The organism is Nocardiopsis codii, assembly GCF_036327455.1.
Taxonomy (GTDB): Bacteria; Actinomycetota; Actinomycetes; order Streptosporangiales; family Streptosporangiaceae; genus Nocardiopsis; species Nocardiopsis codii.
In genome coordinates this window covers 1-25,496 of the sequence record NZ_JAUZMY010000035.1, presented here as the reverse complement: position 1 = coordinate 25,496, position 25,496 = coordinate 1, and the positions used below count along the sequence as shown (strand labels likewise).

Sequence of the window (25,496 nt, the reverse complement as noted above, 5' to 3'; positions counted from 1 at the left end):
TTTCCGCCGTCCCTCCCGCCCGTTCGCATTCGTCGGAGAACCGGACGTCTCCCTCCCTGGAGGAAAGGGGAGCCCCGCCAGTAGCGTGGGCGTCCCGAAACCGTCCCCATCCCTCCCGTGAAGGACACCGTGGACAGTCCCCGAACCGCCGTCGTGCTCGTCGGGCAGAACCCCACCCCGGCCCTGCTGTCCTCGCTCACGCTCCCCGCCGACCACCTCCTCCTGGTCGGCAGCGACGGGACCCTCCCCGTCGCGCGCCGGGTCGCCCGCGCGGTGGGACGGCTCACCGACCGCGCGTCGGTGCGGGTGCTCAGCGTGGGACCCGACCCCCACGACTTCGGACCGGTCACCGACACCCTGGCCGCGTTCCACCGCGACAACGGGGAGGAACCCTGGTTCCTCGACTACACCGGCGGCACCAAGGTGATGAGCGTGGCCGCGGCCCTCTTCCACGAACAGGCGCTGCCCCGGGACAGGCACCCCCAGGTCCTCCGCTGGCGCCACTACCTCGACGCCCAGCGCGACCTCCTGCGCACCGCCGACGGCTCGCACCCGGGGCGCCCGGTGGTCGGGGACGGCGTCGACCTGCGCACCCTCGCGGAGATCCACGGCGCCCGCTGGCTCGACGACCGCGACCCCGAACCCGTCCGCCTGTTCGTCCAGGGCGGCAAGCAGGCACTCCTGGCGCGCTTCCCGGACATGAGCCCCGCGGTCCGCCGGGGGGTCGTCGCCGAGGGGCGGGTGCTCTCCCACCTGCTGAGGCACACGCGCCGCCACCGGGGGACCGAGGTCCTCGGCCCCCGGCAGGTCGCCGACCCGCTCCACCCCGCCGGCGCCGTCGCCGACTTCGACGCGGTCGTCCGCTACCGCCACCGGGTGCTGTGCGTCGAGGCCAAGTCCCGCCCCGACGACGTCGTCGCCCGTGCCGGGTGGACCGTGACCAAGGCCCGCCGGGTCTTCGGCGGCGCCGTCCAGGTGCTGTTCGTCCACTCGGGACCGGCCGTCCCGGGACTCCGCGAGCGCGTCACCGCGTACAACCCGGCGCTGAGCGCGCGGAGCGTCCACGTGTGGAGCCTGGACGACCTGCTCGCCCGCCTCACCTCGTTCGAGGAGGTTCGCAAGGCGTTCTTCCCCGGACTGGGCGCTCCGCCGCGCGGCACGGCTGGGGCGCGGCTCCCCACGGAGCCCGCGGCGCGGCCGGACGGGGCGGAGCCGCCCGAACGCCACCCCGGGGCCGGTGACGGTCCCGTCCTGGTCACCTCCCTGGGCGGCAGCCGCATGGGCACCCTGACCGCCGTGCACGCCCACCGTCCCGCCAGCACACTGGTCCTGCCCTCCCGGCAGAGCGTCCTCGGCGGCATGCGCGAGGCCGCCGCGCGCACCCTGTACGCGGCCGAGCACCCCGGCACGGACCGCCCCGGGGCGGCCCTGCTGAAGGAGAGCGGATACCGCGACCGCGTCCGCTTCACCCCGGAGCCGGTGGACGGGTCCGACACGGAGGCGGTCACCGCGGTCGCCCGCCGGTGGATCGCCGACCAGGGGGCCGGCACGGCCCCGGGGCCGGTGATCGTCGACATCACCACCGGGACCAAGGCCATGAGCCTCGGTCTGGCCCTGGCCGCCCGCCGGACGGGCGCCTGCGTCACCTACCAGTTGGGGCGCAGACGCACCGTGGTCTGCCTGACCCACGGTGCCGTGCCGCTGAAGGGCCGCGCCAGCGTGGACTGGCCGCTGCTCCTGCCGGGGTACTCGCCGCTGGCCGGCCCCCTGGAGGAGAGGGCGTGCGAGCCCGCCCGCGGCCAGGTCGACACCGGCCTGCTCGACGCCGCCCGCACCGCCCTGGTCCGGGCGGCCGGCGGCCCCGTCGGGGTGTGGATGGACGACTCGCTCGGCGACCCGGTGGAGTGCCTGTCCGCTCAGGAGCGGCCCAGCCTCGTGCTCACCTTCGACGACCGCGCCGTGGGCCTGGCCGCCCCCGGCTGGTCCCGGCGCCGGACCCTCGGCGGCGAGGCCCACCCGGTGGGCCGGGGCGCGTGGGCGCAGAGCGTGTTCTCGGCGACCCTGCTCCTCAACACGGGCTGCGACGTGGCGGGGACCGTGGTGGCCCTGACCCGGCCCGGAGGGGACGTCAGCCGCGCGGTCGAACTGGTCGACTGGATCACCCAGTCCGAAGAGGAGGAGCGGCGGTCCCCGGCGCGGATCGGGTTCGGGGAGCCCCTGCGCCCGCTGGTGGCGGTGGCCTCCCCGGAGGACCTCCCGGAGCTGTTCGACACCGATGTGAGCCTGCTCTGAGCCCTGCCCGGCCCGGGGGAGACCCGTGGGGGCCGGGCCCCGGCCTCCCCCGCCCTTCCGCCCCTCCGGGCGGGGCCTCTCGCATCCGTCGCCGACGGGCCCCGGAGGCCGCGCCGGAGGGGCGGCGGGCGACCGCGTCGCCTGCGGTGCGGTCCACGGGAGCGGCCACTTCTGTTTTCCGGGGTGCCGCCGGATCGGCGGGTGGATCGCCCCGGTCCCGTGCGGCACCCTCTCCGGTGGGGGACGAGCCGGTCCCGGTGTGACACGGCCGCCGCGCGGGGGCGCGGGGGCGGGAACGGAGCCGCGCGTGGTCGGTGGAGCAGCGGTCGTCGGTGACGGCGTGCGAACCGGGGCGGGAGGGGCCGGGACGGCTGCGCTGGCCGGGGCCGCGGCGACGGTGCTGCTGTGCGCGGGGTGCTCGCCGGAGCCTCCGGGGCAGGACGGGCCCTTCGCGGGGCAGGAGGTGGACTGGCGGACCTGCTACGACGGTCGGCAGGTCGGCGAGCTCGCCGGCTGGGGGGCCGACCCGGACTGGTTGGAGACCCTGGAGTGCGGGACCGTCACCGTCCCCCTGGACCACGACCGGCCGGACGGGACGGTGGTGGACATCGCCCTGATCCGGGCTCCGGCCACCGGCCCGGCGGAGGAGCGACTGGGCTCCCTGGTGCTCAACCCCGGGGGACCCGGTGTCTCCGGCATCGAGATGCTGGACTTCCCGTTCTTCGGCGACGACGTCCGCGCCGCCTTCGACCTGGTCTCCTTCGACCCGCGCGGTGTCGGGGAGAGCGGGGGGTTCGCGTGCGGGGACGTGTACGTGATGGACGACGCGCTCAGGCGCGTCGCCGACACCGACCCCGCGGACCTGACCGACGTGGAACTCCGGCCGCTGGAGGACGCCGCCCGCCGCTACGCCGAGTCGTGCACGGAGACGGTGGGCGAGGAGTTCCTCGCGCACCTGGGCACCGTGAACGTCGTCCGCGACCTGGACGTGATCCGGGACGCGCTCGGCGACGAGCGGTTGAGCTTCGTGGGCTACTCGTACGGCACGCACATCGGCGCCCTCTACGCGGAGATGTTCCCGCGGAGGACGCGGGCACTGGTCCTGGACGGAGCGGTGGAGACCGAGCTGTCCAACGCGGGGATCGCCCTGGACCAGGTCGCCGCCTACCAGAACACCTGGGACATGTTCGTCGCCCACTGCACGGCCGAGGTCGAGCGGTGTCCGTTCGCCGGTCCCGCCTCCGGTGGCGGGAACGGGTCCGACGCGCGGATGGGTGAGCTCATGGCCGGGCTCGACCGGGATCCCGCCGAGGCGGAGGGCGTCCCCGTCGACGGGGACACCCTGCTCCGGATGATCGGCATGGAGCTGTACCACGAGGAGAGCTGGGACTACCTGGCCGAGCTGCTCGCCGCGCTCGACGCCGGCGACGGGGAGGGGACCGCGCGCCGCCTCGGGGAGCTGTACGGCAACACGTTCGGCAAGTACAAGGACGTCGACCCCGAGGACGTCGACCCGCGGGCGGAGCACCAGGACGCCAACGCCGTGTTCACCGCGGTGAACTGCGCCGACCGCGCCGACCCCGACGACGTGGCGGCCTACCGGGACGCGGCCGACCGCGCGGACGTGCTGTCACCGCTGTTCGGCCCCGAACTGGTGTGGGAGCAGCTGCCGTGCGCGTACTGGCCGGAGAGCGAGGAGGCGCCCACGGGGTTCACGGCCCCGGACGCGCCGCCCATCGTGGTGATCGGGACGGTCGGGGACCCGGCCACGCCCTACGCGTGGGCCGAGGAACTCGCCGGGCAGCTGGAGACGGGCGTCCTGGTCACCTACGAGGGGGCCGGGCACACGCTGTACGGGAAGGGGCGCAGCGACTGCGTGGACGGACCCGTGGACGCCTACCTGCTGACGGGAGAGGCGCCGCGCCCCGGTCTCACCTGCCCGCGCACCTGACCCGGGGGCTGCGGCGCCAATCAAGACCGACTGTTTACCTCCCGAACAGGATGTTACCGTCCGTGATCGACCCGTTCTCAGCTGGGATGGTGCGAAAGACCCCGGCGGTGGCCGGCCGGCACTGACGGGAACGGAGCAGCGGTGCGGACAAGGCGTCAAGCGTGTGCTTTCTGGCGGTTCGGCGGAGCGGGGGCCCCGCTCGGGGCGGCGGGACTCGCCGTGGCGCTCGCGGCGACCACGGGGTTCGCGCCGCTCCCGGCCGACGTCGACGTGCCGCTCCCGTTCTACGGCCAGGACGTCGCCTGGAGCGCCTGCTTCACCCAGGCGGAGCTGGACGCGGTCGACGCCGACGCGGGCGGGGGCACCCCCGCGTGGATGGCGGGGCTCGAGTGCGGAACGCTCACGGTCCCGGTCGACTACGGCAACCCCGGCGGGGAGACGATCGGGATCGCCCTGACCCGCAGGCCGGCGCACGGACCGGAGACGGAGCGCAGGGGTTCGCTGGTGGTCGACTTCGGGGGACCCGGGGTCTCGACGGTGGACGGCATGCGCAACCCCTTCCTGGGGGAGCGTGTGCAGTCCGCCTTCGACCTGGTGGGGTTCGACCCCCGCGGTGTCGGGCAGAGCGAGGGCCTGGAGTGCGGGGGGACGCGGGCCTGGGACAGGCAGCTGGAGCGCCTCGTACCCGAGGACGCGGCGAAGGCGACCGCCACGGAACTGCGCGGGCTGGGCGAGGCGGCCCAGGCCTACGGGGAGAGCTGCGCCGAAGCGGCCGGCGAGGCCTTCCTGTCGCGGATGGGCACCGTCAACGTGGTCCGTGACCTGGACGTCCTTCGCGACGCCCTGGGCGACGACAAGCTGACGTACGTCGGCTACTCGTACGGCACCCACATCGGCGCCCTGTACGCGGACATGTTCCCCGACCGCACGAGGGCCCTGGTCCTGGACGGGGTCGTGGACACCGTGCCGTCCAACGTCCGGCTCGCCGTGGAGACCCAGGAGGCCTTCGAGCGTTCCTGGAGGATGGTCGCGGACCACTGCGTCGAGACCGCGGACGACTGCCCCTTCACGTCGGGGGAGGCCGCGGTGAAGGAGACCCTCCACCTCCTGGAGCGGTTCGACCGGGACCGGCCGACGGTCCGGGGGCACACGGTCACCGGCGGGATGCTGATGGAGATGGTCGGCACACAGCTCTACGACGAGTGGTCCTGGGCCTACCTGGTCGGGTTCTTCACCGCCCTGGCCGAGGGGGAGACCGGATCCGAGACGTACGAGCGGTACCTGGAGTACATGTTCGACCGCACGTTCGGCCGTGACACCGACGAGAGGGCGGACTCCTACACGGCCGTCATGTGCGCCGACCGGGAGGACCCGCGGGACCTGCGCGTCTACCAGGAGGCCGTCGGGGCGGCCGAGCTGCGGGCGCCGCTGTTCGGCGGAGCCCCCGTGTGGGCGACGGCGTCGTGCGCACGCTGGCCCTCCGCGGAGACGGGCGCCCAGGAGTTCACGGCGTCCGCGGCGCCGCCGATCGTGCTCGTCGGCAACGTGGGCGACCCCGCGACCTCCTACCGGTGGGCCCGGCGCATGCACGCCCGGCTCACGACCTCGGTCCTGGTCACCTACGAGGGCGGCGGCCACACCGTGTACGGCTCGGGCAAGAGCGCCTGCGTGGACGAGCCCCTGGACGAGTACCTGATCACCGGGAAGGTGCCGGCGCCGGGACTGACCTGCCCGCAGACCCTCGCCTAGGGCGTGGTCCGTGGATGCTTTCGGTTGACTCGGCGCTTGCGCCGATCGACGCGAGCGGCTTCCGGGCCATCTCTCGCAAGACGGGTAGCGCAGGGCAGCCCGGGTTTGGCTGTCCAAGCGCAGTCGGCGCGGCGAGAGGCAGCCCGGGGGACGCGAGCCCGGAATGATCCGCGGAACGCGGCCTAGTACTCCAGCCGTAGACCGTGGACTCGCCGGCGCGGACGGCTGCTGTCGGACCCGCCGCGCAGAAACTGCTGGAGCGTCGCCGAAGGGGCTCATACCTCTCGCTGCCGCGAAATGCAGCGCCTGTTCATCACCCTCGTCGTCCAGCTTGTCCACGACAGGGCCCACCGGCTCAGCCGGACCGGCCGGCGGCGCCGCCACCGGGCCCGAGCCCGGGTGGGCCACGACCGGCGACAAGCCGCACAGCCATGGAGTTCACGGACTGCGATGGGCCGTCAGCGACCGTCCAGCTCGACGAACCGGCTCACCCATGCCCTGAACCGATCGTCGGACTCCTTGCGCGCGGTCCACAGTGCGTCCAGGTCCTCCGGTGGCTCAAGGCCGAAATTCCGGTTCAACCAGGTGAGGAACTCGTGGTGGCCCTCGCTGTGTTCCTCGACTTCCTCAGGGGCAGGAAACCCGAAGTCGGCGAGAGGCTCGCCGTCGACGGCCAGAAGCTGGAAGAGTTCCCTCAGGTCGCGCGCGATCACATAGAGGTGCCCTTCATCGCCGACCAGGACGACGGGCAGAGTGGCGAGGTCGGTCCGATCGTCGCACCGCCACAGCGCGTAGTCGGAGCCGGAGTGGTTGGCCTGCGCGAAGGGGATGAACCGGCTCAGGAACTCCGGATGCTCCGACCAGGTGTGGAGGCCGGCGTCCGCGCCGTACTCGCGCAGCTCGAAACCCTCCGAGTAGTAGACCGGGCCGATCCGGTCGTCGAACTCCTTGAGCAGGTTCAGCTCCGGGATCGGCGAGTACGCCTCGCTCATGTGGCCTCCTTGCCGGGCCGGGACGCCTGGCGGAGTTGCGGACGTCCTGCACCGGCCAGGTGATGCTATCCACGCCGGAGACCACGGGGCGGTGCCGCCCACCACCGTGCGCTCTCCACTGCCACGACCGGCGACGGCAAACCACTCGTCGAGGATGGTCGCGATCTACGGCTGGAGTCCCAAGCGGCGCGCGGCGGACGGGTCCGCCGACGGCCGGAGACCTGCACGGCGGAGGGCGGGGGCGCGCGGGGACGGACGACCCCCGCCCGCCTACGCGGGATCCGGGACTGCTCGGCGGGGCCCGGAAGCCGTCTCCGGCGCCGCGTCCGCGGTGAGGAGGGCGTCCGTCCCCCGGCGGTAGCCACCGGGGGCCATCCCGAACTCGCGCTTGAACGCGTTGGCGAACGCGAACTGCGAGGAGTAGCCCACCCGGGCGGCGACGGCGCTGATCGGCGCGTCGGACTCCCGGAGCAGCAGGCCGGCCCGGGTCAGCCGCCACCAGGTCACGTACGCCAGCGGGGACTGGCCCACCAGGGAGGTGAACCTCCTGGAGAACGCGGCCCTGGACAGGCCCGCGCGCTCGCCCAGCCCCGCCACCGTCCACGGGTGGGCGGGGTCCTCGTGGACGGCCTTGACCGCGGCGCTCACCGCAGGGTCGCGCAGGGCGCCGACCCAGCCGCAGGCCCCGCCCGGGCGGTGCTCCTCCAGGAACGCCCGCAGGATGTACAGCAGCAGGATGTCCAGCAGCGACGGGATGACGGCGTCGCTGCCCTGGCGGGGTCCCCCCAGCTCGCCCCCCAGGAGGTCGACGGCGGCGGTCAGTTCGGGCCTCATCCCCACCCGTGCGGGCAGGTGGACCACCCGGGGCAGCTCGGTGAGCATCGGGTGCGGCCGGGCCGGGCACGCGTGGTAGGCGCCGCCCACGGTGACGCACGAGGGGCCGTCCGCGTCGGCGGTGCCGACGGAGGCCGAGCCGAACCGGCGCAGCAGCGGACGCGGCCCGTCGGCGTCGCAGACCAGCTCGGTCACCGGGGGGCCGGGACGGTCGAGGGGAGGGAGGGAGCCCGACTCCCGCAGCGCGCTCACGAAGGAGTGGCAGCTCGGGTCGGGAAGAGGGTGTTCGGTGCTGTCCGCGAGCGCGAACTCCTGGCCGTGCGGAAGGAACACCACGTCGCCGACCCCCAGGCGGAGGGGTTCCTCCCCGTCCATCAGCAGCCAGCACGAACCCTGGAGCACGACCTGGAACCCCGGTCCCGTGGTCTCGGGGAAGCGCATGCCCCACGGGGAGTGCCAGGCGATACGGGTCGAGCGCGGCTGCCCCGTCCGGATGGTCGAGATCACGTCACTCAGAACGTCCATGCGGTCATCGTATCCTTGGTCACACGAGACCTGGACGATCGAGTATACAAATGATCCTCTCGCACATAGGAAGTATCTTCTTGGGGTCGTACGGTCAATGTCGTACCTACACGACGTGAGGAAACACCATGACCGCGACATCCCCTGACACCCGTACCGTCCGCCCCGTGTGGAAGCCCCGCCTCGCCGCCGTCGTCGCGGCGGTGCTCGCCAACGCGCTGCTCGGCGCCCTGGCCCCGCTCGTCGGCATCGACATGCTCATCGCGCCGCCCGGGCAGCCCGAGGGCCCCGTGCCGCTCGTGGCCTTCGTCCTCTTCACGACCGTGTTCGGGCTCATCGGCTGGGGCACCTTCGCACTGGCCGAGCGCGTCCTCGGGTCCCGTGCACGCCTGGTGTGGACGATCGTCGCGGTGGTCTTCACGCTGGTCTCGTTCGCGCCCTCGATGTCGGTCGGGGGCAGCGCCGCCACCGAGGCCGTCCTCCTCCTCTCCCACGTCGTGGTGGCCGCCATCCTGATTCCGGTGTTCTGGAGGACCGCCGCGGACTCCTGACCCCGCCGGGGCGGACCCCGGCGCCCCGCCCCGTGTGCGCGCCCCGGCCCCCGCCGGGCCCCTCCCCGCTCGTGGGGGAGGGGCCCGGCCGTGCGTTCGCGGGTCCCCGTCCCGCGCGGCCTTCGCTCGCCCGCGCCCCGCCCCCGGAGCCCCTCCCGTCCGGTGCGGTCGGGCCGCGCGCTGCGGTCCGCGACCGGGCGCGTACACTCGGGATATGGCCGTTACTCGCGCGTGTGGACAGGGTTCGCCCCTCACCCGCCCGTGCCGGGCGGCCACCGCCCCCTCCGCCGTCACGGGGTCGACCTCCGCCGTACCGGAGGCTCCCCGCACCGGACTCCGGGCTCTCCACGGCCACGGCTAGCGACCTCCATCCGCGGCTCCGTCCGCTGCCGTGCCCCCGCGACCCCTGTGCGTCACGGTCCGTCGCGCTCCCGCACACACGGTGCGCCGCCCCCTGACCGGGGGCCGCGCCCGGCCCTCACCGGCCCCGCAACGCAGCACCACCGCTCCCTGCCCCGCCGGCCCTCGGCCATCCCGTCGGCCGTGCCCACCGGTGCCGCCCGTGCGAACGGAGCGCGCCCGCCCGAAGGGACCCACTCGTGAAGCTGAGCGAGCTGCTCGAAGGCCATGACCACCAGGTCCTGCACGGAGACCCGGACTCCCGGATCACCGCCGGACCGTGCCTGGACGTCCACCGGGTGGCTCCCGGGTCGCTGTACGTCGCCGTGCCCGGACACGACGGGGGCGGGACCGCCGGTGCCGTCCCCGCCCTCGTCCGGGGCGCCGCGGCCGTCCTCCTCGAGGCGGGGCCGCCGGGCGCCCCGCCCTGGTCCGCGCACCCCGACGCGTGCGTGGTCCGGGTGGCCGACGCCCGCACCGCTGCGGCGGTCGTCTCCGCGCGCTACTACGGACACCCGGGCCGGGGGATGGACGTGGTCGCCGTCACCGGGACCAACGGCAAGACCTCGGTGTCGTCCATGTACGAATCGCTGCTGAGCCTCGCCAAGGGCGCCCGTGTCGGGGTCATCGGCACCTCCGGCAGCCGCACCGGCGGCGACCCCGTCCCCATGCCCCGGTCGGTGCTGAGCACCCCGGAGTCCCCCGACCTCCAGTACATCCTGGGGCGCATGCGCGACCGCGGCACCGTCAGCGTGGTGCTGGAGGCCACCTCGATGGGGCTGCTGCACCACCGCGTGGACGGTTCCTTCGTGGACGTCGGGATCTTCACCAACCTCACCCAGGACCACCTGGACGACCACGGCACCATGGAGAACTACCGCGACGCCAAACTGCGCCTCTTCCGGGGCATGTGCCGCCACGCCGTGGTCAACGCCGACGACCCGGTCGGGGCGGCGATCCCCGCCATGATGCCCGGTGCGGTGACCACCTACGCCATCGAGGCCGAGGCCGACTACCGGGCGACGGACCTGGTCGTCGACGCCTCGGGGACGCGTTTCGTCCTGCACCACGACGGCCGCAAGTACCCGGCGGCGATTCCCGTGCCGGGCAGGTTCTCGGTCTCCAACGCGCTCGCGGCCGTGGCGGCCTGCCACCGGTTCGGCCACGAGCTGGGCCCTCTCGTGGACGCCCTCGAGCGCATGCCTCAGATCCCCGGCCGTTTCGAGCACTTCGACGCCCCGCGCGGGGTCTCCGTGATCGTGGACTACGCCCACTCACCGGACTCGCTGGACAAGGTCCTCCAGACGATCCGAGGGTTCGCCCGGGGGCGGGTGCTCACCGTCTTCGGCTGCGGAGGGGACCGCGACACCACCAAGCGCGCGCGGATGGGGGAGATCGCGGGCACCTACTCCGACCTGTGCTTCCTCACCTCGGACAACCCGCGCGGCGAGGACCCGGAAGCGATCATGGATCAGGTCGCTCCGGGGATCGCCGTGACCGGCACCCCCTTCGAGCGGCTCGGCGACCGCCGCGGGGCCATCTCCGCAGCCCTGGCCGCGGCGGAGCCGGGCGACGTCGTCCTGCTCGCCGGCAAGGGCAGCGAGTCGCACCAGATCGTCGGCGACGCGCTGCTCCCCTTCGACGACATGGCGACCGTCCGCGAGCTCTCCCGCGACTGAGGCACGGCGCCCGAGCCCCGCGCCCGCCTTCAGGACGGGGTCGGGGCGGCCCCGGGGGGGCTCCGCGGTCCGGTCGGACGGCGCGGGCACGCCGGGCAGGCCGTCGATGCTGGTGGCGTTGCGGGTGCGCCAGTAGTCGGTGAAGTAGGCGGGGTCGCGGCGTTCGTGGTGGCGGTCCAGCAGATCGCGATCGCCGCGCACGTCCATCAGGGGCACGGAGAAACCGCAGGAGTCGGAGACGCGCTGGACGTCGACCACGATGACGGCCCGCTGCCCGAGGGTCCGCTCCTTGGGGAAGTGGGAACGCAGCTCGTCGAAGCCGGCGTCGGCGGGCAGGACGACGCGCCCGCGGCCGTGGAGGCGCACGATGTTCGGCGGCCCGTCGAAGGCACAGAACATCAGGACGACGCGCCCGTTCTCCCTCAGGTGGGCGATGGTCTCCGTCCCCGACCCCGCGTAGTCGAGATAGGCCACCCGGTCCTCGCCGAGCACGGCGAAGGTGCCGCTCATGCCCTTGGGGGAGACGTTGACGTGGCCCTGCGCCCCCAGGGGCGCGGTGCCGACGAAGAACACCGGCTGGTCGAGGAGGAAGCGTGCCAGCCGGGGACCGATGGTGTCGTGGATTCTCGCCATGTCGGCAAGTCTGCCACCAGGGCGCCCCGCGGTCCCGGGCGGCCGGGCGGCCGGGGCCGGTGCGCCCCAGCGGCGGCCGGACGCGCCGACCGGACACGCGAGCGCCCCGGCCGGGCCTTTTGAATCCGCCCCCGGCCGGGGCGCTCGCGTACGCCGAGGGTCGCTACAGCTTCGAGGCCGCGGCCTCGTCCACCCAGAACACGGTCTTCTCCGAGCCGCGGGCCCCGGCCACCGGGGCCTCGTCGACCCCGCCCCCGGCCAGCCCCAGGCGCACCGCCTCGGCCTTGCCCTCACCCGAGGCCAGCACCCACACCTGGCGGGCCGTGCGGATGGACGACAGCGTCAGCGTGACCCGCTCGGCGGGGGGCTTGGGCGAGTCGTGCACCGCTGCCACGGACGCCTCGTCCTCGCGCACCGCCGACAGCCCCGGGAACAGCGACGCCACGTGCGCGTCGGGGCCGACGCCCAGCAGGCACACGTCGAACACGGGCACGGGGCCCTCGCCGCGCGCCGCCACCGCCAGCTCCCGGCCGTACCGGGTCGCCGCGTGCTCCACGTGGCCGCCGTCCAGCCCGTCGGAGGCGGGGATCGGGTGCACCTGGTGCGTCGGGATCGAGATCTGGTTGATCAGGGCCTTGCACGCCTGGGTCTCGTTGCGCTCGGGGTCCTTGTCCGGCAGGTAGCGCTCGTCCCCCCACCACAGGTGCACGTGCGCCCAGCTGATCCCGGCCTCGTTGGCGTGGTCGCGCACCGACTCCAGGGCCCGGATGCCGATCCCGCCCCCGGTCAGGACGAGGTGGAAGTCACGCTTGTCCGCCTCGGCCTGGACGATCAGGTTGACCAGCCGCAACGCCAGGCTGTCGGCCAGTCCCGCCGCGTCCGTGTGGCGGACGATCTCCGGTTCGCTCATCCTCATGCTCCGCTTCCCGTGAGCAGCGGCCCCAGGTGACGGGCCGCGCTCTCGTACGTCTCGTCGGCGTCCAGGCGGCGCAGCTCCTCGGCGAGCGCCAGGGCGGCGCCGCGCCGTGCCAGCGCCACCGTCTGGTCCGGCTGCCCGAACCGCGACAGCGTGGCCACCCTGCCGTCCACCCGGGAGATCGTGATGTCCCCCTCCGAGGTGGTCAGTCTGACCTCGGTCAGGCCGGGACCGTGGGAGGTGGCGCGTTCCACGGGCACCTCCAACCGGTCGGACAGCCAAGCCGCCAGCAGTTCGGCGCTCGGGTAGTGCGACTCGGCCGTCACCCGCGCCGAGTTCACCCACCCGGACGGCTGGTCCATGGCGCTGGCCAGGAGCGAGCGCCACGGCGTCAGCCGGGTCCAGGTCAGGTCCGTGTCGCCCGGACTGTAGTGGGCTACCCGTTCCACCAGGTCCCGCAACGGGTCGGGGGCGCGCAGCGCGTCGGTGATGCGGCGCTGGGCCAGACGGCCCACGGCGTCGGCGGCCGGGTCGACCGGGCCCACACCCGGCCACCACGCCACCACGGGGGCGTCGGGGACCAGCAGGGGCGTGACCACCGAGTCCGCGTGCTCGCCGAGCGGTCCGTACAGCCGCAGCAGGACGGCCTCGCCCGGACCGGAGGTGCCCGGCCTGCGGATCTCGGCGTCGATGGCCGGTTCGGTGTCGGGGTCGCGCCGGATCAGCGCCACCACGCGCGAGGGGTGCTCGCGGCCGGCCTCGGTGGCCGCCCGCACGGCGTCGTAGTGGTCGGCCTCGTCGGTGACGATGACCAGGGTCAGCACCATGTTCATGGCGCCGCCGCCGACGCTGAGCCGCTCGGACATGAGCGCCTCGGTGATCTGCGAGGTCGTGGTGCGCGGCAGGTAGAGCGTCATGGGTTCCTCCCCGCGTGGTCGTGGCTGGTCACGGGCGCCGCCACTGGCGGCCGTCCCTGGCGAGCAGGTTCTCGGCCGACTCCGGCCCCCAGGTGCCCGAGCCGTACTGCTCGGGCTGCCCCGACTTGGCCCAGTACTCCTCGACCGGGTCGAGGATGCGCCAGGAGAGCTCGACCTCCTCCTGACGCGGGAACAGGGGCGGGTCGCCGATGAGCACGTCCAGGATGAGCCGCTCGTAGGCCTCGGGGCTGGCCTCCGTGAAGGACTGCCCGTAGGTGAAGTCCATGCTCACGTCACGGACCTCCATGCTCGCGCCGGGCACCTTGGAGCCGAACCGCAGGGTGACGCCCTCGTCCGGCTGGATGCGCAGCACCAGGGCGTTCTGGCCCAGTTCGCTGACGTCGGTGCGGGGGAACATCTGCTGCGGGGCGGCCTGGAACACCAGGGCCACCTCGGTCACCCGGCGGCCCAGCCTCTTGCCGGTGCGCAGGTAGAAGGGCACCCCCGACCAGCGTCGGGTGTCCACCGCCAGCTTCAGCGCCGCGTAGGTCTCGGTCACGGAGTCGGAGGGGATGCCCTCCTCCTCCAGGTAGCCGCGCACCGACGCGCCGCCCTGCCAGCCCGCGGCGTACTGGCCCCGGGCGGTCCCCGTCCCCAGGTCCTCCGGCAGCGACACCGAGGCCAGGACCTTCTCCTTCTCGGCGCGGATCGCGTCCGCGCTGTAGGAGATCGGCTCCTCCATGGCCACGAGGGCCAGGAGCTGCAGCAGGTGGTTCTGGATGACGTCGCGGGCCGCGCCGATCCCGTCGTAGTAGCCCGCGCGACCGCCCACGCCGATGTCCTCGGCCATGGTGATCTGCACGTGGTCCACGTAGCTGCGGTTCCACAGCGGCTCGAACAGGGTGTTGGCGAACCGCAGCGCCAGGATGTTCTGGACCGTCTCCTTGCCCAGGTAGTGGTCGATGCGGAACACCGACGACGGCGGGAACACGTCGTCCACCACCGCGTTGAGGTCCTGGGCGCTCTCCAGGTCGTGGCCGAACGGCTTCTCGATCACCACCCGGCGCCAGGGGGCGACCCGCAGGCCTCCCTCCGTCGTGGGGCCGTCGTCCTCGCCGGGCTCGGCCAGACCGGACCGCTTGAGCTGCTTGACGACCGTCGGGAACAGCTTGGGCGGCAGGGAGAGGTAGAACGCGTAGTTCCCGCCGGTGCCGCGCACGGTGTCCAGCTCGCGCACGGTCTCCGCCAGGCGGTCGAACGCGTCGTCGTCGTCCAGGTCGCCCTGCACGAACCTCACGCCCTCGCTGAGCTGGCGCCACACGTCCTCGTGGAACGGCGTGCGCGCGTACTTGCGCACCGCCTCGTGCGCCTGCTCGGCGAAGTCCTGGTCCTCCCAGTCGCGGCGCGCGAACCCCACCAGGCCGAAGCCCGGCGGCAGCATCCCCCGGTTGGCGAGGTCGTAGACGGCGGGCAGGAGCTTCTTCCTGGCCAGGTCGCCCGTGACACCGAACAGCACCAGCACGCTGGGTCCGGCGATGCGGGGCAGTCTGCGGTCCAGGGCGTTGCGGAGCGGGTTGGGTACCGCTCCGGGCATCACCGGTTCTTTCACAGGTCCCTTTCCTTCTGAGAGTGGCCGGTGGGGCTGGCTGGGCGCCCGCGCCCGCACCGGAGTGCGGGCGCGGGGCGGTGACGGGGACCGGGTCGGAGCGCGGGCTGCGCCTCCCCGGGGCGGGCCCCGGGGGCGCCGCTCAGGCGGAGGCGTCCAGCTTGTCGGAGAGGCCCTTGAGCAGGCTCTCCCACGAGGTGACGAACTTGGCGACCCCGTCCTCCTCCAGGTGGCCGAACACCTCGGTCAGGTTCACACCCGCGGCCTCCAGGGCGGCGAAGTCGGCGTGGGCCTGCGCGTAGCTGCCGAGCACGGTGTTGCCGGAGATGACGGCGTGGTCCCCGGTGGCGTCCAGGGTGGCCTGCGGCATCGTGTTGACGGTGTCGCGCGCGACCAGCCCGGTGACGTAGAGGGTGTCCTCGTACGCGGGGTCCTTCACACCGGTGGACGCCCAGAGCGGGCGCTGCGGCTTGGCGCCCAGCGACTCCAGGGCCTTCCACTCCTTGCTCTCGAACACCTGCTCGTAGGCCTGGTAGGCCAGGCGGGCGTTGGCGAGCGCGGCGCGGCCGAGGAGGGCCGTGGCCTCCTCGGTGCCGATCGCCCTCAGCCGCTTGTCGACCTCGGAGTCCACACGGCTGACGAAGAACGACGCCACGGACTGGATCCGGGAGAGGTCGTGGCCGTTCGCGCGGGCCAGTTCCATGCCCTCCAGGAACGCGTCCATCACCTGGCGGTAGCGCTCCAGGGAGAAGATCAGCGTGACGTTGACGCTGATGCCCAGACCCAGCACCCGGGTGATCGCGGGCAGGCCCTCGGCGGTCGCGGGGATCTTGATCATCAGGTTGGGGCGGTCGACGAGCCACCACAGGGCCTTGGCCTCGGCGACCGTGCGCTCGGTCTCGCGGGCCAGGCGCGGGTCCACCTCCAGGGAGACCCGGCCGTCCACGCGGTCGGTGGAGTCGTACACCGGGCGCAGGGTGTCCGCGGCCCAGCGGATGTCGTAGGCGGTGAGCAGGCGCACGGCCTCCTCCACGGAGACGCCGCGGGCGGCGAGCTCGTTCACCTGCTCGTCGTAGGCGTCGCCCTCGGACAGCGCCTTGTCGAAGATGCTCGGGTTGGACGTGACGCCGACGACGTGGTGGGTCGACATCAGTTCGGCCAGGTTGCCCGTGCGCAGCCGCGTGCGGCTGATGTCGTCCAGCCAGACGGACACGCCCGCCTCGGACAGGGTCTTGAGTGCGTTGGTCATGGTGTTCGCGCCTTCCTCACGGGCGTTGCCGCCCTCTCGCACAAGGGGAGCGGGCCCCGCCGGTCGCCCGGCGGGACCCGCGTTGTCAGCGTCCGGCCCTGGCGACGCTCTTGCGAGCGGCGTCCACGACGGCCTCGGTGGTGAGGCCGAACTTCTTGTACAGGGTCTGGTACGGGGCGGAGGCACCGAAGTGCTCCAGGCTCACCGACTCGCCGGCGTCGCCGACGTAGGCGCGCCAGCCCATGGCGATACCGGCCTCGACGGACACGCGGGCGCGCACCGACGACGGCAGCACGCTCTCGCGGTACTCCTCGCTCTGGTCCTCGAACCACTCCACGCACGTCATGGACACGACGCGGGTGGGGGTTCCGGCCTCCTCCAGGACCTTGCGGGCCTCCAGGGCGATCTGGACCTCGCTGCCGGTCGCCATCAGGATGACCTCCGGGGAACCGCCGGTCGCCTCCGCCAGCACGTAGCCGCCCTTGACGGCCTCCTCGGCCGGGGCGTACTCGGACCGGTCCAGGACGGGCACGTTCTGGCGGGTCAGGGCGAGCGCGGACGGCCGGCCGGTGTTCTCCACGACCGCGCGCCACACGACGGCCGTCTCGTTGGCGTCGGCCGGGCGGATCACGTCGAGGCCCGGGATGGCGCGCAGCGCCCACAGGTGCTCGACCGGCTGGTGGGTGGGGCCGTCCTCGCCCAGGCCGATGGAGTCGTGCGTCCACACGTAGGTGACCGACAGCTTCATCAGCGCGGCCAGGCGGACCGCCGGGCGCATGTAGTCGCTGAACACCAGGAAGGTGCCGCCGTAGGGGCGGGTCGGTCCGTGCAGGGCCATGCCGTTGAGGATCGAGCCCATGCCGTGCTCGCGGATGCCGAAGTGCAGCACGCGCCCGTACGGGTTGCCGGGGAACTTGCTGCTGGCCCGCTCGAACGGCAGGAAGGACGGCTCGCCCTTGGGCGTGGTGTTGTTGGAGCCGGCCAGGTCGGCGGAACCGCCCCACAGCTCCGGGAGCACCGGGGCGAGGGCCGAGAGCACGTCGCCGCTGGCCTTGCGGGTGGCGACGCCCTTCTCACTGGGCTCGTAGGTGGGCAGCGCCTCCTCCCAGCCCTCGGGGAGCTTGCCGGAGACCAGGCGGTCGAAGAGTTCGCCGTGCTCGCCCGCGCCCTGGCGCCACGCCTCGAAGGAGGTGTCCCACGCGGAGCGGGCCTCGCGGCCCCGCTCCAGGGCCTTGCGGGTGTGCTCGATGACCGCGTCCTCGACCCCGAACGGCTCGTCCGGCAGGCCGAGGATGCGCTTGGTGGCGGAGATCTCGTCGGGGCCCATCGCCGCGCCGTGGACCGCGCCGGTGTTCTGCGCGTTGGGCGCGGGCCAGCCGATGACGGTGCGCAGCTTGATGAAGGTCGGGCGCTCGGTCTCGGCCTTGCCGCGCAGGATCGCCTGGTAGAGGGCGTCGATGTCCTCCACGTACGAGCCGGTGGCGGTCCAGTCGACCTCCTCGACGTGCCAGCCGTAGGCGCGGTAGCGCGCGGCGACGTCCTCGGAGTGGGCGATACGGGTGTCGTCCTCGATGGAGATCTGGTTGTCGTCCCAGATCATGATGAGGTTGCCCAGGTTCTGGGTCGCGGCCAGGGCGCTCGCCTCGTGGCTCACACCCTCCTGGACGTCGCCGTCGGAGCAGAACGCGTAGACGTGGTGGTCGAAGGGGCTCGCGCCGGGACCGGCCTCGGGGTTGAACAGGCCGCGCTCGCGGCGGGCCGCCATGGCCATGCCGACGGCGTTGCCCACGCCCTGGCCGAGGGGGCCGGTGGTGGTCTCCACGCCGGCGGTGTGGCCGACCTCGGGGTGGCCGGGTGTCAGGCTGTCCCACTGGCGCAGGGACTTGAGGTCGTCCAGGCTCAGGCCGTACCCGGCCAGGTAGAGCTGGATGTAGAGGGTGAGGCTGGAGTGGCCGATGGACAGGACGAACCGGTCCCGGCCCACCCACTCGGGAGCGGAGGGGTCGTGGCGCATGACCTTCTGGAACAGCAGGTACGCGGCGGGCGCCAGGCTCATCGCGGTGCCGGGGTGTCCGTTACCCGACTTCTCTACCGCGTCCATTGCCAGCGCCCTGACCGTGTCGACGGCGCGGAGGTCGAGGTCCGACCACTCCAGGGATTGCGGGGTGTGGGCGTTCACGGACTTTCGTTCTCCTTCTCGGGCACCTGTTGCGCCCGGTGTCCGGGCGGGGTGCGTCGGTTGCGTTGGTCGTCGGCGGCGCCGGGCACCCCGGGAAGGCCCGCCGGAGGGACGGGGCCGAGAGGAGTGCGGGGGGCTGGCTGCGCTTCGGTTGTCAAGGCGCGGACGTGTCGTCCGCGGTGCCCCGGCGACGGCCGCCGCGGCCGGGAGACCACGACAGGTTCGGCCGTGTTCGAGCCTATCGTCCGCAACCGGGGATGTCGTTGCCCGACACCTCTCATTACCAGCCAGTAACAGCCCTGGTCCGGTGGCGCGCGGGCCCTGCGCCACGGGCGGTCCGTGCTCGGAGGAGCCCGGAGCGTGGCAGGCTGGATGCACGGCAGGGCGTGTGCGAACCTTCTGTACACCCGGCGGACCCGTGCGCGAGCCTCGGCCCCGAGACCAGGGCCTTTCGTTGTGAGGGGGCTGGTCCTCGGCCCCCGCGAGGAAGTACTACAGTATGTCGTTGACGGGGTTTCCGCCGTTCCTGACGCTTTGTCGGTCCGCTCGACCCCGCGTGGCGAGCAGTGTCGAAATCCCGAGAGTTGTCGAGGTATCCGCGTGTCTGAAACCGAGCCGGTACCCCCCGTGGGGACGCGAGCGAGCCGTCCGGCCGTGAGGACGCGGCACTGATGGCGCTCACGAACCGCGTACCGGGCACCACCCCCGACGGACACGAGCCCGAGGCCTCCCGCAAGGCCACCCCGGGCGAGTACGTCAAGGCCTACGTGGCGCTCTCCAAGCCCCGCGTCATCGAACTCCTCCTCATCACCACCATCCCCGTGATGTTCGTCGCCGCCGGAGGCGTGCCACCGCTGTGGACCGCGGTCGCCACCCTGCTCTTCGGCACCATGTCCGCGGCCAGCGCGAACGCGATGAACTGCTACATCGACCGCGACATCGACCGTGAGATGCGTCGCACCCGGCAGCGCCCCGGCGCCATGGACCTGGCGACCCCCCGCGGAGCCCTCACCTACGGGCTGGTGCTCGCGATCGGCTCCACGGTCGGGTTCGCCCTCCTCGTGAACACGCTGGCGGCCGCACTGTCGGTCTTCGCGATCCTGTTCTACATCCTCGTCTACACGATGCTCCTCAAGCGGCGCACGGCCCAGAACGTCGTCTGGGGCGGCATCGCCGGATGCATGCCGGTGCTGATCGGCTGGTCGGCCGTCACCAACAGCCTGGACTGGGCCCCGTTCATCCTGTTCCTGGTCGTGTTCTTCTGGACGCCGCCGCACACATGGACCCTGGCCATGCGCTACCGGGAGGACTACGCGCAGGCCAAGGTGCCGATGCTGCCCGTGGTCGCCAGCGACCGCCGCGTCCTGCTGGAGTGCGTCCTCTACAGCTGGGCCACCGCGATCGTGTCGGTCGTCTTCTGGCCCGTCGCGGGCACCACCTGGTTCTACGGCGCGGTCGCCGTCGCCCTGGGCGCACTGCTGGTGTTCCAGGCGCACCGCCTGCTCAGCCGCTCCCGGGCGGGCGTCAGCGGCGCCCAGCTCAAGACGATGGGCTTCTTCCACCTCTCCAACGCCTACCTGGCGCTGCTGTTCGTGGCGGTCACCGTCGACCCGCTGATCGCGAACGCGCTGGGCTGAGCCTCCGCCCGACACACGTGGCGCCGTCCCCTCCGCGGGGGACGGCGCCACGTCTTCGTGCGGACCGCGTCCCGGCCCACCGCAGGCGGACCTCCGCGGTGGGGCGCCCGTCCCCGAGCGCCCGGCGGCCGGGCCGCGGCGGGACCGTCGGGGACGTCGGTCGGCGGGTCGCCCGCCTCCGCGGTCTCCCCTGCGGGGATCGGACGCCGCGGCCCGGATTCGGTGACACAGTGTCCTGACATCCCACCCTTCGTGGTGGAAGCTGAGTTTTCGGGGCGTTCCATCCCCTGGTGTCACAGGTCACCGCTATAACCTCAACCATGGCAACGACTTCCCCACCCACCGCCTCCGACCTGGTCTGGACCGACGGACCGGACGGCTACGCGCTCGCCCTCGACGGCACCACGCTCCTGTGCCGCAACGCCAAGGGCCGCACGCTCAAGAGCGTCCCCAAGAAGGTGCGCGAGTCCAGCGAGGCCGAACACCTGCGCGGCGTCCTGCTGTGGCTCGAACGCCACGAGCGCGAGTGCCTCGAACGGGTCGAGTCCTGGCTCCTGGGCTCCCTCCCCGTGCCCGCCTCGGTCATCGCCCGCGTCTGGGCCGATCCCACCTGGTGCGAGCTGCTCACCGACCTCTACGTCGTCCCCGCCGACGGCGGCGACGGCGGGTTCCTGCGCGGCGTGGACGAGCGGGGGAGGATCGGCGTCATCGACCTCGACGCCGAGAGCGCCTGGCTGGACGCCGACCGGGTCGTCCCCGTCCACCCCGTCCTCATCGAGGACCTGGACGACGTCCGCGAGTTCGCCCTCGAACTCGGTATCACCCAGCGCCTGCCGCAGCTCACCCGCGGCATCCACCGCAAACCCGCCGCGGTCGCGGCCGGCGCCACCGCCGTCGAGGACTACTCCGGCGGGGAGTTCGAGCAGCTGCGCCACGCCACCGGGCGCGCCCAGCGCCACGGCTTCACCGTGCGCGGGGGCTACGCCGTCTGCCGCGTCGTCGAGGCGGGCCGCTCCGTCCAGGCGCGCTACTGGATCGGCTCCGACGCACCCGACTACGGCACGGAGACCGGCCGACTCCTGTGGGTGGACGACGACGAGCGCCCCCTCGCCCTCCGCGACGTCGGCCCCATCGCCTGGTCCGAGGGCATCCGCATGGCCGAGCTGATCCACGCGGGCCGCAAGAACACCGAAGAGGAGACGACGCAGTCGTGACCACCACCCCCCGCACCGGCCTCCTCGACGCCGGCCTCGCCCCCCTGGACGCCACAGCGGACGGCCCCACCGACGCCGTCCGCGCCCGCGCCTACACCCACCCCCTGCTCGGCGGGCGCACCGTCGTGCGGCTGGTCCCCGACACCCTCGCCCCCGCCGAGGACGCGGCCCTGGACTTCCTCGGATTCGCCGTGGAGGACACCTCCGACCCCCTGGCGCTGACCCGCCCGCGCGGCCTCGGCTACCCCGAGTGGGCCCTGGTCAACGACCCCGGGCGCCGCTCCGAGGCCCTCGCCCTGGTCCGACCCATGGAACGTGCCGCCCGCATGGCCGCGAACCGCCCGGGACCGGCCTCGGACGAGTTCGCGCGCATCGCCGAGGACGTGCCCCTGGAGCACCTGCCGTCCTACTGGGAGCAGGCCGGGCGCGCCTTCGTCGCGGCGGGCAACGCCCGCACCGCCGCCGTCATGTTCGGACGCGCCCGCGAGGCCGAGCGCGTCTACAGCCTGCCCGTCGACGAGGAGACCCGCAGGGAGGCCTTCCTGGAGTTCGCCTTCGCCGGAGCCCTCTCGGTCAAGGCCCTGGCCGGACACGCCGCCGAACTCACCCGGCGCTACGAGCCCGCCCGCGCCTACGCCGAGTTCCGCGAGCTCAGCGTCCGACGGACCCTGGGCGGACTCCCGCCCTGGACCGCCCTGCCCAAGCAGGTGCGCGCCCTCGCCAAGGCCGCCGGGCTCGACCCGGCCGCGGAGGAGGCCGCCATCGTGCGCGAGCTCCTCGGCGTTCCCGCCACGTCCTCGGCGCCCGAGGGCTTCTGGAAGGCGGTGCGCCCGAGCCTGGTGGCCCTGGGCCGCTCCGACGACGACGTGATCCGCGACCTGCTCGGCCTCTTCGTCTCCGGGGACGGCGCGTTCAACGGGTGGTGGCTGGAGATGCTCGACGACGCGGGAGCCGTCGACCTGCTCGCCGACCCCGCCAGGCCCGTCCCGGGCGGCGCCGCCGCCTGGTTCTCCCGCATGGTCTCCCACTGCCGGGGCTGGCGGTACAGCATGCCCGGCCACCTCCTGGACCTGGTCCCGCGCCTGGCCGAGCGACTTCGGGCCGACGGCGACCCCGTCCGCATCGGGGGGCACGCCGACCGGTACTACGGCGAGGTCTCCCCGGCGCTGCTCGACACCTGCCTCGAACTCGGGGTGCCCCTCCACCCGCCGGGCCGGGCCTCCCTGGGCCTGGAGGCCTGGGTGGCCAACAGCGGGGGCCGCGCCCGGCGCGACCTCGCCCACGTGCGGGCCGATCCCGTGTGGGAACCCCAGCTGGCGGCAGCCGCCACGGGGTACGGCCAGTCCCACGGCCGGGTCCTGGACGACCTGCTGCCCTACGACTACCTGCACCCCTACGTGGACCGGCGGTTGGGCGCCCTGGTCGCGGCCATGCCCGGGACGGCGCTGGCCCAGCTCGGCCTCGACCTGGAGAACCTCAGGTCCGAGGTCAGGGGCGACGCCTTCCGGACCTTCCCCGAACGCCTCGCCCAGCTCGAGTCCGTCGACGTCGCCGAGGCGCTCGCCGTCACCCTGCGTGCCGGGATCGTCGGCGAGTACTCCTGGGACGCGCTGGAGAAGGCCGCCCGCGAGCTCGGCGCGACCGGTACGGGCCAGGGCGCCGGGATCACCGGAATCGCCAGCTGGCCGGTCCTCACCCTGGCCTCCAAGGCCAAGGCGATCGCGGTGGGTCCGCAGGGCCGGGTCGCCGAGCACGCGCCGCGCCTCCCCGCCGGCGCCAAGGACGTCCGGGCCGTGTACGCCGACGGGGCCTTCCTGATCGCCTACCGCGTCAACTACGACGAGTACGGCTACTGGTCCACCGACCCCGACACCGTCCTCCACTTCTCCGGCTACGACACCGCCGCGTACTCCTGGCGCATGAACGGCGGCAGCGCCGCGGGGGCACAGCTCACCGCGGACGGAGCCCGCATGGCCGGCCACCGCGCGATCCGGGCCGGGGACGACCCGGGCAGGGGCGACCGGCACGTGCTCAGCGACGGCCACACCTACTGGACCCTGGACCGCAACGCACTGCACGAGATCGACCCCGCCACCGGCGACCGGGGCCGCGCCAGCCTTCCCGCGTTCCTGGAGGAGCAGTCCACGGCACACGGGGAGCTGCTGGTCCCGCACGCCTGCACCCTCGGCCCCCTGAGCGAGCCCACGGAGGGCTCCCCCCTGGGCGGGACCGACGGGCTCGCCGGGTTCGCGGTCCTCGAACTCGCCCGGGTCGACGGGGGACCCACCCACAGGATCGCCGCCCCCGACGGGCGCTCGGTGGAGGTGCGCGTCCCCGAGAGGCGCAGCCGCCGCTGGTACGGCTTCGCCCACGGAACACCCAGGGCCCTGTTCACGGCGCCGGGCGGCAGCACCCACGGCCTCAGCAGCGCCGGGGGCGCCACCCTCCTCGCGGCCGACGGCTCCGGGCAGATCTGGAGCTGCCACACCGGCACGGCCTGCGACTGCACCGCCAAGTGGGGCGTCCCCTACCTGCCCGAACCCGTGTTCTGGCACTTCATGACGGTGCGCGACGCCCGCACCTCCGCGCTGCTGCGCGGAGTGGCGGCCGAGGATCTGGGACCGCTGCTGGAAGCCGCGGGGGCGGAGCACGGCACGACCCGGACCGCGGACATCGTCCTCACGCCGAAGGCCGCCACCGCGCTGCTGTCGGAGGGCGGGGCGACCCCCCACGCGAGCCTGGTGTGGGGCGTCACGGGGTTCGCGCACTCGGCCGCCAAGCTCCGCGGCACACTGGACGACTACCTGACCGCGATCCGCCGTACCGTGGAACGCGCGCCGCTGCAGTCCGAGTCGGAGCCGCTGGCCCGCGGGCTGCACCGCTTCCTCCGCGACCTGGGCGCGAGGGGCCGGGACGTCAGGGCCCACGTCGAGGCCACCGACCGGTTCCTGCGAGGGGAGACCGACGCCCGGGAGATCGAGAACCGCCCCCACGCCAGCGCGGACTGGAGCGCCCTCCTCGGCCGGGTCGGCGCCCTGGCCTGGCACGCGGCCCTGCCCACCACCGACGAGGACGAGCGGGCCGCCCTGCTGGACTTCCTGCGGCGGTGGTCGCGCACCCTCTTCGCCGACCGCGACGCGGCCGTGGAGACGGGGAGGATCATCGGCGGCGAGGAGTTCGCGCCCCTGGAGGGGAAGGAGTCCCGCCGCGTCGGCCTGGGAGTCCGGTCGAGGGTCCCGGACCAGGAGGCCCGCTACGGCAAGGGCAGCAGGGTGCACACCTTCGTGGAGTCCCGCACGGGCGGGGCCCTCCCGGTGGAGGCCCCCGAGGCCGAGTACGAGCGCCGCCGCGTCGACCTCGGCTGGGGCGACAGCGACCAGCTCACCGCGTTCGCCGACGCCGTCGCCGCGCACGGCCCGATCCCCTGGGACCCGGAGGCCGCCGCGATCGTCGCCGAGCACACCGGTCTGGTCGGGGAGGCCGCGGCCCTGCTGCTGTGCGCCCTCCACGGCTCCGGCGTCAACCCCGGCCCCGCCGGTGCGCGCACGCTCCTGGGGATCTCCTCGGCAGGGGCGAACCTCGCGGCAGAGGAACTGCGCGGCCTCACCGCCGAGGACGTGCTCGACCTGTACCGCGAGGTCCTGCCCCGGACACCGGAGGGCATCGCCGCGCTCTGGGAGCCGGGCGGCGCCGCCGGGGTCGCCGAACGCCTCGCCCGGGCGTGGAACGACCGCTTCGGGCGGCGACTGGCACTCCCGGAGGACACCCTCGCGGCGTTCTGCGCCGCGAAGCTGGAACGGGTCGACCTCCAGCGGCTGCGCCTGCTGGCCGACCACACGGGGGAGGAAGCCCTGACCCGGGACGCCGTCTCCCAGCTGACGTCGTACAAGCGGCGCCACCAGCACGTCACGGAGGTCGTCCACACGCCGGAGGCGACGGCTCGACTGTCCGCGATCCTCGTCGACCTCGCCCGCCTCATCCCGTGGGCGTACGCGGAACTCCCCGCGGGGGACCCGGTCCGCGACGGCGTCCCCGCCGCGCTGGCCGCCGTGCGGGAGCGGTTGAAGGCCCCCGGTCTCCTGCTCAGAGCGGGCGCCCTGTGGGCCGCCGACTTCGGACGGCACCTGGAGACCGTGGGGGGTGAACCCTACCGGGACGCCAGGGGCTCCACCC

15 protein-coding genes and 1 pseudogene are annotated in these 25,496 nt (G+C 73.6%); 8 read left to right on the top strand and 8 right to left on the bottom strand.

Annotated features, from left to right (window positions below):
- Window positions 1-129: 129 nt before the first annotated feature.
- The 3 genes from Q8791_RS26610 to Q8791_RS26600 all read left to right on the top strand — a co-directional run bounded on the left by Q8791_RS26610 (window position 130) and on the right by Q8791_RS26600 (window position 5,992).
- Window positions 130-2,292, top strand: a complete 2,163-nt coding sequence (locus Q8791_RS26610; protein WP_330094557.1) for a CRISPR-associated protein — start codon at window positions 130-132, stop codon at window positions 2,290-2,292.
- Window positions 2,293-2,632: 340 nt separating this feature from the next.
- Window positions 2,633-4,243, top strand: a complete 1,611-nt coding sequence (locus tag Q8791_RS26605; RefSeq protein WP_407942063.1) for an alpha/beta hydrolase — start codon at window positions 2,633-2,635, stop codon at window positions 4,241-4,243.
- A 219-nt stretch (window positions 4,244-4,462) separates the two neighbouring features.
- A complete protein-coding gene (locus tag Q8791_RS26600) occupies window positions 4,463-5,992 on the top strand; it encodes an alpha/beta hydrolase (RefSeq protein ID WP_330094556.1) in 1,530 nt (509 codons plus the stop codon).
- A gap of 458 nt (window positions 5,993-6,450) precedes the next feature.
- On the opposite strand, the gene Q8791_RS26595 is transcribed toward Q8791_RS26600, so the two are convergent.
- Together Q8791_RS26595 and Q8791_RS26590 are read right to left on the bottom strand one after the other, a co-directional pair.
- A complete protein-coding gene (locus Q8791_RS26595; protein WP_330094555.1) occupies window positions 6,451-6,984 on the bottom strand; it encodes a hypothetical protein in 534 nt (177 codons plus the stop codon).
- Between the two features lie 270 nt (window positions 6,985-7,254).
- Window positions 7,255-8,343: an AraC family transcriptional regulator gene (locus tag Q8791_RS26590; RefSeq protein WP_330094554.1), complete on the bottom strand. Its 1,089-nt coding sequence runs from the start codon at window positions 8,341-8,343 to the stop codon at window positions 7,255-7,257.
- A 128-nt stretch (window positions 8,344-8,471) separates the two neighbouring features.
- On the opposite strand from Q8791_RS26590, the gene Q8791_RS26585 reads away from it, so the two are divergent.
- Window positions 8,472-8,894 (top strand): DUF6069 family protein, encoded by a 423-nt coding sequence (locus tag Q8791_RS26585; protein WP_330094553.1) that lies wholly within the window; start codon window positions 8,472-8,474, stop codon window positions 8,892-8,894.
- Between the two features lie 599 nt (window positions 8,895-9,493).
- Complete coding sequence (locus Q8791_RS26580; protein ID WP_330094552.1) at window positions 9,494-10,972, top strand: UDP-N-acetylmuramoyl-L-alanyl-D-glutamate--2,6-diaminopimelate ligase; 1,479 nt, start codon at window positions 9,494-9,496, stop codon at window positions 10,970-10,972.
- A gap of 84 nt (window positions 10,973-11,056) precedes the next feature.
- On the opposite strand, the pseudogene Q8791_RS26575 reads toward Q8791_RS26580, so the two are convergent.
- The 6 genes and pseudogenes from Q8791_RS26575 to tkt form a co-directional block, all read right to left on the bottom strand.
- Window positions 11,057-11,605: pseudogene (locus Q8791_RS26575) on the bottom strand (pyridoxamine 5'-phosphate oxidase family protein); the annotation flags it as partial.
- A gap of 163 nt (window positions 11,606-11,768) precedes the next feature.
- Entirely contained in the window at window positions 11,769-12,515 is a 747-nt protein-coding gene (gene pgl / locus Q8791_RS26570; protein ID WP_330094551.1) for a 6-phosphogluconolactonase, read from the bottom strand.
- 2 nt (window positions 12,516-12,517) lie between these two features.
- Window positions 12,518-13,438, bottom strand: a complete 921-nt coding sequence (locus Q8791_RS26565; RefSeq protein ID WP_330094550.1) for a glucose-6-phosphate dehydrogenase assembly protein OpcA — start codon at window positions 13,436-13,438, stop codon at window positions 12,518-12,520.
- Window positions 13,439-13,466: 28 nt separating this feature from the next.
- Complete coding sequence (zwf, locus tag Q8791_RS26560) at window positions 13,467-15,032, bottom strand: glucose-6-phosphate dehydrogenase (RefSeq protein WP_330094589.1); 1,566 nt, start codon at window positions 15,030-15,032, stop codon at window positions 13,467-13,469.
- A 154-nt stretch (window positions 15,033-15,186) separates the two neighbouring features.
- Entirely contained in the window at window positions 15,187-16,293 is a 1,107-nt protein-coding gene (gene tal / locus Q8791_RS26555) for a transaldolase (RefSeq protein ID WP_330094549.1), read from the bottom strand.
- Window positions 16,294-16,378: 85 nt separating this feature from the next.
- Complete coding sequence (tkt, locus tag Q8791_RS26550) at window positions 16,379-18,472, bottom strand: transketolase (RefSeq protein ID WP_330094548.1); 2,094 nt, start codon at window positions 18,470-18,472, stop codon at window positions 16,379-16,381.
- Between the two features lie 671 nt (window positions 18,473-19,143).
- Between tkt and Q8791_RS26545 the strand changes: the two genes are divergently transcribed.
- The 3 genes from Q8791_RS26545 to Q8791_RS26535 form a co-directional block, all read left to right on the top strand.
- Window positions 19,144-20,109, top strand: coding sequence for a heme o synthase (locus tag Q8791_RS26545; protein WP_330094547.1), 966 nt, complete (start codon window positions 19,144-19,146; stop codon window positions 20,107-20,109).
- A gap of 320 nt (window positions 20,110-20,429) precedes the next feature.
- On the top strand, window positions 20,430-21,323 hold the full coding sequence (locus Q8791_RS26540) for a DUF4132 domain-containing protein (RefSeq protein WP_330094546.1): 894 nt from the start codon (window positions 20,430-20,432) through the stop codon (window positions 21,321-21,323).
- Window positions 21,320-25,496, top strand: a 4,177-nt coding sequence (locus tag Q8791_RS26535) for a hypothetical protein (protein ID WP_330094545.1), incomplete at its 3' end; no start/stop codon positions are given. The genes Q8791_RS26540 and Q8791_RS26535, both read left to right, overlap by 4 nt.